The 9588-nt window shown below is 54.6% G+C and carries 11 protein-coding genes and 1 rRNA gene; 4 read left to right on the top strand and 8 right to left on the bottom strand.

Annotation, left to right across the window (positions count from 1 at the left end; all coding sequences use genetic code 11):
* From rrf to cobU, 5 genes are all read right to left on the bottom strand, one after another.
* Positions 1-101: ribosomal RNA gene (gene rrf, locus AC0QHF_RS01925) — 5S ribosomal RNA — on the bottom strand; the annotation flags it as partial.
* A gap of 160 nt (positions 102-261) precedes the next feature.
* Entirely contained in the window at positions 262-948 is a 687-nt protein-coding gene (gene bioD / locus AC0QHF_RS01920; protein ID WP_324702495.1) for a dethiobiotin synthase, read from the bottom strand.
* Positions 949-1017: 69 nt separating this feature from the next.
* Positions 1018-1539 (bottom strand): methylmalonic aciduria and homocystinuria type D protein, encoded by a 522-nt coding sequence (locus AC0QHF_RS01915; protein ID WP_324702494.1) that lies wholly within the window; start codon positions 1537-1539, stop codon positions 1018-1020.
* Positions 1540-1627: 88 nt separating this feature from the next.
* Positions 1628-3340 carry an EAL domain-containing response regulator gene (locus tag AC0QHF_RS01910; RefSeq protein WP_324702493.1) on the bottom strand — a complete coding sequence of 571 codons (1713 nt, stop codon included), beginning with the start codon at positions 3338-3340 and terminating at the stop codon, positions 1628-1630.
* Positions 3341-3564: 224 nt separating this feature from the next.
* Complete coding sequence (gene cobU, locus AC0QHF_RS01905; protein ID WP_324702492.1) at positions 3565-4173, bottom strand: bifunctional adenosylcobinamide kinase/adenosylcobinamide-phosphate guanylyltransferase; 609 nt, start codon at positions 4171-4173, stop codon at positions 3565-3567.
* A 71-nt stretch (positions 4174-4244) separates the two neighbouring features.
* On the opposite strand from cobU, the gene AC0QHF_RS01900 reads away from it, so the two are divergent.
* The 3 genes from AC0QHF_RS01900 to AC0QHF_RS01890 all read left to right on the top strand — a co-directional run bounded on the left by AC0QHF_RS01900 (position 4245) and on the right by AC0QHF_RS01890 (position 6305).
* Positions 4245-4637 (top strand): 6-pyruvoyl trahydropterin synthase family protein, encoded by a 393-nt coding sequence (locus tag AC0QHF_RS01900; RefSeq protein WP_324702491.1) that lies wholly within the window; start codon positions 4245-4247, stop codon positions 4635-4637.
* A gap of 363 nt (positions 4638-5000) precedes the next feature.
* Complete coding sequence (locus AC0QHF_RS01895) at positions 5001-6032, top strand: succinate dehydrogenase/fumarate reductase iron-sulfur subunit (RefSeq protein WP_324702490.1); 1032 nt, start codon at positions 5001-5003, stop codon at positions 6030-6032.
* A gap of 81 nt (positions 6033-6113) precedes the next feature.
* Positions 6114-6305, top strand: a complete 192-nt coding sequence (locus tag AC0QHF_RS01890; RefSeq protein ID WP_324702489.1) for a chlorophyll a/b-binding protein — start codon at positions 6114-6116, stop codon at positions 6303-6305.
* 110 nt (positions 6306-6415) lie between these two features.
* Here AC0QHF_RS01890 and AC0QHF_RS01885 read toward each other — a convergent pair whose 3' ends face one another.
* Positions 6416-7036, bottom strand: a complete 621-nt coding sequence (locus AC0QHF_RS01885) for a PPC domain-containing protein (protein ID WP_324702488.1) — start codon at positions 7034-7036, stop codon at positions 6416-6418.
* An 87-nt stretch (positions 7037-7123) separates the two neighbouring features.
* A complete protein-coding gene (locus AC0QHF_RS01880) occupies positions 7124-8599 on the bottom strand; it encodes a DVUA0089 family protein (protein ID WP_324702487.1) in 1476 nt (491 codons plus the stop codon).
* Positions 8600-8686: 87 nt separating this feature from the next.
* On the opposite strand from AC0QHF_RS01880, the gene AC0QHF_RS01875 reads away from it, so the two are divergent.
* A complete protein-coding gene (locus AC0QHF_RS01875) occupies positions 8687-8836 on the top strand; it encodes a hypothetical protein (protein ID WP_324702486.1) in 150 nt (49 codons plus the stop codon).
* Positions 8837-8856: 20 nt separating this feature from the next.
* On the opposite strand, the gene AC0QHF_RS01870 is transcribed toward AC0QHF_RS01875, so the two are convergent.
* Positions 8857-9387 carry a TolB family protein gene (locus tag AC0QHF_RS01870; RefSeq protein ID WP_324702485.1) on the bottom strand — a complete coding sequence of 177 codons (531 nt, stop codon included), beginning with the start codon at positions 9385-9387 and terminating at the stop codon, positions 8857-8859.
* Positions 9388-9588 lie beyond the last annotated feature (201 nt).

Raw genomic sequence — 9588 nt, 5'->3', positions numbered from 1 at the left:
TTTTCCCAGGCGGCTACCCGCCAAGTATCTTCGCCGTTTCAGCGTTTCACATCCGAGTTCGAGATGGATCGGTGTGGGTCCACTGAGCCATAGGCACCAGGAAAGCTTTAAAATCTTTCGCTGGGTTCGAGAGTGCGCCGTTGCGCTTTCCTCTCTCGCACAATTAACAATAGTAGTGGCTCCTTTCGGAAAAGTCAACCCCTTTGGGAAAATTTTTTTGGATTTTTCCCAAACCCAGACCGGGCGGGGGTTGCGCCCGTCCTATCCCGGCGGCAGCAGCGCTTCGAGTTCCAAACCGGCGGCGGCCCGGGCCAATTGTTCCACGTCCTTGGGATTGTCCAAATACGGGAGGACGCCCAAAATCGGGATTTGGGTCAGGGGAGTTATCAGATCGGCCGGAGTCCAGTTGTCGATGTCCGCTTCGGTGCGGGGTTCGACGCAGTTGAGGACGATGCCGCGCAGGTTGACGCCCGACTGGCGGGCGAGGGCCACATTCGCCACCGACTGGGCGATCGCACCCAGTCGCACCGGCACCACCAGCACCGTCGGCAACCGCCAGTCCCGGGCTAAATCCGCGACGGTGAGTTCCCGGGTGACGGGAGATCCCAACCCCCCCAAAGCCTCCACCAGCACGAAATCCCGGCTTTGCCGCAGGTGGTTGAGGGCGGACCAGGCTTTTTCCAACTCTACGGTACGATTTTCTCGCTCCGCAGCCAAGGGGGGAGCCAGCGGCGCCTGGAAATGCAGGGGTGCGATCGCTTCCAAGGACTCGTCGGGAAAAAATAGGTCGCGATACAGTTCGCGATCGCCCATTCCCGACTGTAGCGGCTTCAGGACGCCCAAACGGCGGGAGTCTCGATGGGTTTTCCAATAGGCAATTAAAGCGCTGGTTAAAACGGTTTTTCCAGCTTCCGTATCCGTCCCGGCAATCAGCAGTGTATTGTCCACGTTCTCCTCAAATTTCGCTCGTTGTTGGGCTTTAGCCCCCGATGGGCCCAAGGGCAACAACAAATCATTTTATATTAATTTATTTTGCACTGCCGAAATGACCTCGGCGATGCGATCGCTCGGTGCCGCGGACATGAAAACCCCCGGATAAAGGGCACTTCCCCAGTCGGGATGGAGGGCGAGGGAACACAATCCCCGCTGGAGGGGAAAGTTTAACAAGGTGGCGACGGTTGCCGCGTCGCTGTGGTGCAATTCGCCGGGTTTTGATAGCATCGGATAGCCGGTTTTGGGGTCGATGATATCGGTCATCCAACCCCGTCGGTTCAGTTCAGATGCGACCTCAAAAGCGAAGTTTAAAAAGCGATCGCGCAATTGTTGTTTTTCCGCTTCAATTTCCGGAGTGCTTTTGGTGAGGGGAAATCGCGATCGCTGCAATCGGACAACCACCCGGATTTCGTCGGAATTCCACTCCGGCAAAATTCGCGTCAGATTGTCCCTCAAAAAAGGGGTGGGGGGGTGGATCGAGATTTGGGACGGGCGATCGCCTGCTGTCGGTAAATTTTGGGTCGGAATGGATAAAATTTTTGACATCACTTATCGTTGCTAGTATAATTGGGGCAACCGGTTTGCCCCCACAGTTGGGTTTTTCTCACACCACAATTGTCCGTTTCAACTTTATTTAAGCACAATTTTGATACAGCATTTGTTCCCAAGCGTCGGCTTCTATGGGGCGGCTGAACCAGTATCCCTGAATGCGATCGCAGCGGTGATTTTGTAGGAACAGCTTGTCCGCTTCGTTTTCGACTCCTTCGGCGATCACTTTCAATCCGAGGGTGTGGGCGAGTTGAATGATACTGCAAACGATCGCGGCGTTTTTCGGATTTTCGGAGACGTTGTGAATGAAGCAGCGGTCAATTTTAAGGATGTCGAAGGGGAACTGTTGCAGGTAACTCAAGGAAGAATAACCCGTCCCGAAATCGTCCAAAGAAAGGCGGACTCCCAAGGCTTTGAGTTCCTGCAAGGTCGCGATCGCACCTTCGGGATCGTCCACCAGGACACTTTCGGTCAATTCCAATTCTAAATTTTCGGGATTGAGCCCGGTTTCCTCCAGGATTTCTGCCACGCGATCGCAGAGATTGCGTTGGCAAAATTGTAAGGCTGACAAGTTGACCGAAACGGAGATATTGAACCCCCGATCTTGCCAAATTTTCGCCTGTCGGCACACCTCCTCGATCATCCAGTTGTCCAACTCGATAATCAAACCCGTTTCTTCCGCGAGGGGGAGAAATTTTCCGGGAGAAACCAAGCCCCGCTTGGCATTTTTCCAGCGGACTAATGCTTCTGCACTCATCCCCATTCCCGTGGACAAATCCAGTTGAGGTTGATAGTAAACGATGAGTTCGTTTTCCGTCAAAGCATGGCGGAGATCGCTTTCTAACATGAGGCGATCTTTGGTATTGACGAGAAGATCGTCGGTATAAATAACGGGACGGGGACTCGGCTGCTGTCTGGCGTGGTGGAGAGCGATATTTGCTTTTCCCAGTATCCGTTCCCAACTGCGATCGTCTCCGGGATAGAACGCCATTCCCGCACATCCGCCGGTTCCCAGGTGATAATTCAACAGGGAAAATGGTTCGGCGAGGATCGCCAGAATTTCTCGAATTTTTTCAGCCGCTTCTTGTCGGTTCGATACCGGAGATAAGAGGATTCCGATTTGTTCGCCATTCGACCAGATGATGCTTCCGGTGTCGCCCAAATGGGAAACTATTCGTGCGATCGCCCCCTCGAATAATAACCGGCTGCACTCCGCACCGAAACTGTTTTTGTATTCCTCCAACCGCTCCAAGCTTAACAATGCGATCGGGATATTTTGACCTGGTTTAAAATGGTTTAATAGCAGCAAATTAAATCTATCTTGTAAGCCAATTTTGGCATCAATTTTTGTTAAATTATCGTGAAAAATTTTAACATCAATAGAGGGTAAATTTGGGTGAATATATGGGATATTTAAAATTCGATTTCTTGTCCGTTTTTTTAATTGAGATTGCATCGCCCCCAGCAATTCAGATTTGCTGTAGGGTTTGGTGAGATAATCGTCGGCACCCAACTCCATTATCCGTCTCAGCGAGGCGCGATCGCTCGCCCCCGTCAGACAAATAAAAGGAATTTCTGCCGTCGTTTCATCGGTTCTGATCCGTTCCAAAATCGCGTATCCATCCAAGTCCGGTATCATCAAATCGCAGAGGATCAAATCGGGTTTTTCGGTGCGGGCGAGTTCGAGTCCGGTTTGGCCTTTTGTCGTCCCGATCGCCTCGAAGGATTCGCATTTGAGCAACTTGACGAGACTATTTAATAAAATGCGATTGTCCTCGATGACCAAAATTTTGTTCATGGCTCGGTTTCTCCTGGGTTGGGAAAGATTGGGTTTCGGACCCGGACGCTGAGATTCTGGATTGATACATAGATTTTGCGACATTTTTTTGACTGCGATCGCGGAGTCCAATTCACCTGAAAAGGCACGGTCGCGGCCGTTCGTAACTGAGGGTTCCCGATCGCGGCTATCTTCGACTCTATGTTTAGAATAAATAATTTTTGGGATGTAGCCAGTGATATCGGTCATAATTGATCCGTGAGATCCGTGGGCAACCCGATGGGAATCATCTCACAGGGGAGGGGGGTTCCCAATTGAGTCAGATCTAAAACGTGGCCCCCCGTCACCAGATAAACCGAGTCGGCGCGAGCACCCACCCGACGCACCAACCCCCCGAGGCGATCGCGGAAAACCCGCCCCGAGGGGTAGGCGGGCACCAACCCCCAACCCACCTCCTCCGCCACCAAAATCACTTCCCCTGTCCCCTGCGACAACACCCCCAACAATTCTTCGACGGCATTTTCCCAACGAGGTTCGTCCCACTCCAGCAGGTTGGCCAGCCAGGTTCCCAGAGAATCCACTAAAATGCAGGTATCCGGCGCCGATGTCGATGCGATGGCCGTCGCCAATTCCACCGGCACTTCCAACGTTGTCCAGTCGGGCGGACGGCGATCGCGGTGCACTCGGATGCGATCGCACCATTCGCGATCGGTCGGGTCCGTCCGCGATGTCGCCACGTAAACCACCCGCTTTCCCGCATTTTGGGCCAACATTTCCGCCCACTCACTTTTGCCCGACCGCGCCGGGCCGGTCACTAAAATCAATCGCCGGGACATGGGAGTTGATGCACTCATGAAATTTTTTTGCTATAGTATAGGTTTTGGAGTTTTCCGATTTTAGAGCCACCTGGGGGGGCGATTTGCCAATGCAAAAATGGAAGCTGACCACTGAATTTACCTTCGATAGCGCCCACTATATCAAAGATTATGACGGCCCCTGTGGTCGCCTCCACGGACATACCTATAAAGTGCGAGTCGAAGCGACATCCAACCAACTTCACACCTCAGAATACTGTCCCCATCCGGTGATGGTGGCGGACTTCCGAAGCTTGCGTTGGGCGAAGCGAGATATGGAAAAAGGCGGACTCGATCACGGCGTTTTGAATGACATCCTGCCACCGAAGTACGAGACGACGGCGGAAATGATCGCCCAGTTTATCTACGACGAAACCAAGAAGCGTGTCCCGGAGGGTGTCCGCCTGAAAGTGATGGTTTCGGAAACCCCGAATTCCTGGGTGGAGTACGAAGACGAACCTTAATTAACCATTAATAATTAACCATTAATAATTAATAATTTGGGTTGCAATTTTCTCTCTTTTGGGAGAGGGAATTAGATCAGATCCGCCGGTTTGACCGCCCTTTGTAAGGGGGGAGGGGCTTCCCGTGGGGGCCACCTTATAGGGTTGCCCGATGTTCGAGTATTTGATCGGATTTGATATGATTGATTGTTGATTTTTAATTGTTGAGGGCATCCCCCGCCACCTGTTAATGAATTGTTAAAAATTTTCCCTCCAAATCGGGGGAAAATTTAATTTTATCCTAATGTTTGGGAGGGCGGTGGCGAGGCTGGCTTTTTTGACCGGCCTTGCCTATACTGTAAGGAAGACCTCGGGGTTGAGAATATGGAAGTTCAGTTTAATATTATCCGACAAACTAAAGATACGGAGCCGCGGGTTCAAAGTTACCGCCTGGATGTCGATCCGGGAACGACCATTTTAGAGTGTCTGAATCGGATCAAGTGGGAGCAGGACGGCACCTTGGCCTTTCGCAAAAATTGCCGCAACACCATCTGCGGCAGTTGCTCAATGCGAATTAACGGGCGATCGGCCCTGGCCTGCAAAGAAAACGTCAGTTCCGAATTGAACCGCCTCGAACGCATCGCCGCAGCCAATTCCGACGCCGACGGCGACGACTCCATCCCCACCTTCACCGTCGCACCGATGGGCAATATGCCCGTGATCAAAGATTTGGTGGTGGACATGGCGGACTTTTGGAACAACTTGGAAGCCGTCGAACCCTACGTCAGTACGGAAGCCCGCAAAATCCCGGAACGGGAATTTCTCCAGAGTCCGGAGGAGCGGGAAAGTCTGAACCAGAACGGCAACTGCATCCTCTGCGGCGCCTGTTACTCCGAATGCAACGCCCGGGAGGTGAACCCGGCTTTTGTCGGCCCCCACGCCCTCGCCAAAGCCCAGCGGATGGTGCTCGACTCCCGGGACGATCGCACCGAAGCCCGCTTAGAAAACTACAACGAAGGTATCGGGGGGGTTTGGGGCTGCACCCGCTGCTACAACTGCAACACCGTCTGTCCGATGGAAGTCGCACCGATGGATCAGATCGGCAAGATCAAGCGGGAAATCCTCGATCGCAAGACAGCCCGAGACAGCCGCCCCATCCGCCACCGCAAAGTCATGATCGACCTGGTGAAGCAGGGGGGATGGGTTGACGAGCGGAAATTCGGGCTGATGGTGGTCGGAAATTACTTGCGAGATCTCGAGGGCCTCCTGAGTCTGGGTCCCCTCGGGTTCCGCATGGTGCTGCGGGGCAAATTCCCCCTCTCCTTTGAACCCTCCGAAGGGACTCAAACCGTGCGATCGCTGATCGAATCGGTGCAACGTTTGGAACAGGAGAAACCCTCAAAAATTGACAATTGACAATTGATAATTGACAATTAATCTTTGGACTCCCGACTCCCACCCCAGATGTTTTTGAATTGACGATCAGGATTTGAGAGCATGACTTCCCCGAGCCCTTCCGACACCGAACAGCCGACCCCAACCCCCCCCGCCGAACCCGAACCGAGTTTCGGTTGGACATCCTACGCCGAACAGATCAACGGGCGATTTGCGATGGTGGGATTCGTGATTCTGCTGTTGCTGGAATTTTTCACCGGCCAAGATCTGTGGACTTGGCTGGGTTTGCGCTGAGAGCTGTCAAATCATTGATTTTCCCTGATTCCCTAATACCGACTCCCGCCGCCACAGATGTTGAATTTGGGGTGAAAGCCGGCGGGGAATCGGGGTTTGGGCCCCAGCGACTACTGAGCTTCACTGACTTGGAGCAAATATTCGCCCCGGCCTTGGTCGTCGTAGGCGTTGACGATGACGCGGTAGATCCCCGTACTCGGCAAGGTGACGGTGATTTGGGAGTTGGTATTGGTTTCGTCGATATCGTCGTGTTCTTCGAGCAATTCGTCGTCCGGGGTGAACAAGGCCAGATAGGTGTCAAACTCGGAACTTTCGACGCGGATGGTGACGGTCTGTCCTTCCTGTCCCGAAAAGGTATACTCGTCGTACAAGCTGCCGTCGGCGGGCAGAACCGAGTCCCCCTCTTCCAACACGCCCTCCTCTTCGAGAATCATTCCCGGCGTCGGGGACTCCGCCGGTTCGGGAGTCTCCATCGGTTCCGGCGACTCTGCCGGCTCGGGCGGAAATTCCGGTGCCGGCGTTATCATGTTATCTGGAGTCTCCATTTCATCATCCGGAGTCTCCATTTCATCCGGAGACGCTTCCGGTTCGAGGGGTTCCATATCCTCGGGGACTTCCGGTTCTTGAGTCAGGCGGAACTCTCGGGCGATCGCGGACGGGGGTGAAAGTAGAAGGTAAACGGGCACAATCGCGAGCAAGCTGGTGCTGGCGGCCCAAAATTTGACGTGCATAAATTACCTCACACGGGAAGACAGTAAGGGACGTTAACAGTCTACAGACAGAACCGGGCAGGGCGATCGCGATTTTTCGATGTTACCCTAACGGACTCTGAGCAGGTACTCACCTCGACCGGTACTATCATAAGCATTCACGACGACTCGATATAGACCCGTCGCCGGCAAAGTCACGATCAGGCGGGAGTTGCGATTCGACTCGCTCACATCGTCATTTTCTCCGACGAGCTGGCCGTCGGGGCCGAATAGAGCCAGATAGGGGTCGAAATCCGAACTTTCCAGATCGATCGTCACCGACTGCCCCGCCTCTGCTTCAAACGTATACTCGTCGTACAGGCTGCCATCCGAAGGAAGCACGGAATCCCCCGACTCCAACACGCCCTCTTCCTGCAAGATGAGACGGCGCGGCTCAGTTGCCCGGGGGTCGTCATCCGCACTCCGCAACCGCAACTGGTAAGTCCCCGACTGTCCCGCTTCGTAGGAATTCGCCAAAAAGGTGTAAATGCCGCTCTCGGGCAACGTCACTTCGATGCGGGCGTTTTTGTCGCCCCCGCTGTCGTCGTCCTGGGCTAGTTCCGCCCCCTCCGCATCCATCAAAATCAAATAGGGGTCGAACTCGCGGCTGGTCATTTCCAGGATCACCCGCTGGCCCGCCTCTCCTTCAAACATATAAAGATCGTAAAAACTCTCATCGACGGGCAGCACGCTGTCCCCTTCTTCGAGTCTCCCCGTCACTTCCGGGCCATTCAATTCCAGTTGTTCGGCGTCTTCGTTGCCGAACATGACGGGACGCTGCTGTTGGGGGGTCTGGGGGGCGCGTCCGTCCCGGACTGCCTGCAGGAAGGGGGGCACGTTGTCCACGGAAATGGCGAAGCCGATGCCGATGTTGCCGCCACCCCGGCCCCGGGTGAAAATGGCGGTGTTCACCCCGATCAGTTCCCCCTTGCTGTTGAGGAGGGGACCGCCGGAGTTGCCGGGGTTGATGGCGGCGTCCGTCTGGATTAAATTGCGATCGGGGTCGATGCGGCTGACGATGCCGACGGTGAAGGTGTTTTGAAATTGGCCGAAGGGGTTGCCGATCGCAAAGGCCCGCTGTCCCACTTTGATCGTCCCGGGGCGGGCGATGGGGATGGTGGGTAAATTGCGGGCATCGCGAATTTTCAGGACGGCCAGATCCAGCCCGTTTTCCCCGTAGGCTACCACGTCCGCGATCGCCTTGCTGCCGTCCGAGAGGGTAACTTCCACTTCGCCGCCCTGGGAGACGACGTGGGCGTTGGTGAGCACCATCCCGTCTGCGCTGATAATTGTGCCACTGCCGTTGGTTTTTTCCGTATCGATGGATACGACGGCGGGGCTGGCCTGTTCGTAAACTTTGATATTGATCTGTTCGACAATATCCTGGGCGAGGAGAATGCCAGATTGAGCAGATTTGGCTACGGGAGAACCGGAACGGGCGGCGGTCAATTCGGGGGGACTGGCCTGGGCGACGGCGATCGCACCTGAGCTGGCGACGACGGCCAAGAGTCCGGAGGTGAGGAAGTGCAGGGGGGTGGAGTTCATCAATTTTTCCCGCTGGGTACCCCCTCTCCATTTGAATGGGTCGCCGGGGTAGAAAGTGGGGCGGGTCTACCACTTTCCGCTGAACAAGTGGATGCAACTACAATGGCGGTTCGTTCCGAACAGGCGATCGCAAGAGTGGCGATCGGGTTTGAATCTCAAATCGATCGCGACAGATTAAATAAAATTATACCGATCGAATCGGCTATTGCCCGCCGCGCCGAACTGCGGGGAATTTGAGATTTTCCTCGTTTGCCCAATTACTGTGGCGCGAGCGGCACGTTTAAAGCTTGGCCGAATCGGTTGTAGACGACGATATCCCACTGTCCGTTGAGGCTGGACTCAAAGGCGATGAGGGTGCCTTCGGTGTCGATGGTGGGGTGGCGAACTTGGGCGTCGAGGTTGGCCGTGAGATTCCGCAACTGGCGGGTTTGGCGGTTGTAGAGGTAGATGTCGGACCGTCCGCCCCGGGTGGAGGCGAAGACGATGTAGTTGCCATCTTCGGAAATGGCCGGGTGCGAGGCGATCGCATCCATCGCGTTGAGCCCCGGCAGGTCGATCGATTCTTCGGTTTCGCGGTCGTAGAGGTAGATATCCTGGCGGTTGAGGCGATCGGAGGCGAAAATCAGATATCGCCCGGAAATTTTGGGGCTCATCTCCGCCTGGGGGGAGTTCGGGGCGGTACCCCCGGAGTTGAAAGGAATATTGAGTAGCCGCGGATATCCGCCACAGCCACCGAGGAGTCCCAGCAGCGCGATCGCGCATAAAAGTAGCCAGCAGCGTTTCACCATTTTCTATCAATTCTTAATCATCGGCGGCGATCGGTCTGAGTGCTGATCCGGGTCAAAATCAGGTTTCTCTGTTTCAATTTAACTCAATCCCCTGAAACGGGCATCACTACAATATGAGTCCTTCTTGACACTCCCCGCGCTAAAGCGACGGAGATTCTTCCTTCAACGATCCGACTTGCCCTGACAGGTTTGCACCAGCCA

It is taken from the genome of Lyngbya sp. CCY1209, assembly GCF_055795065.1.
Note: the sequence above shows the minus strand (reverse complement) of the source record. Positions and strands in the feature narration are given on the sequence as shown.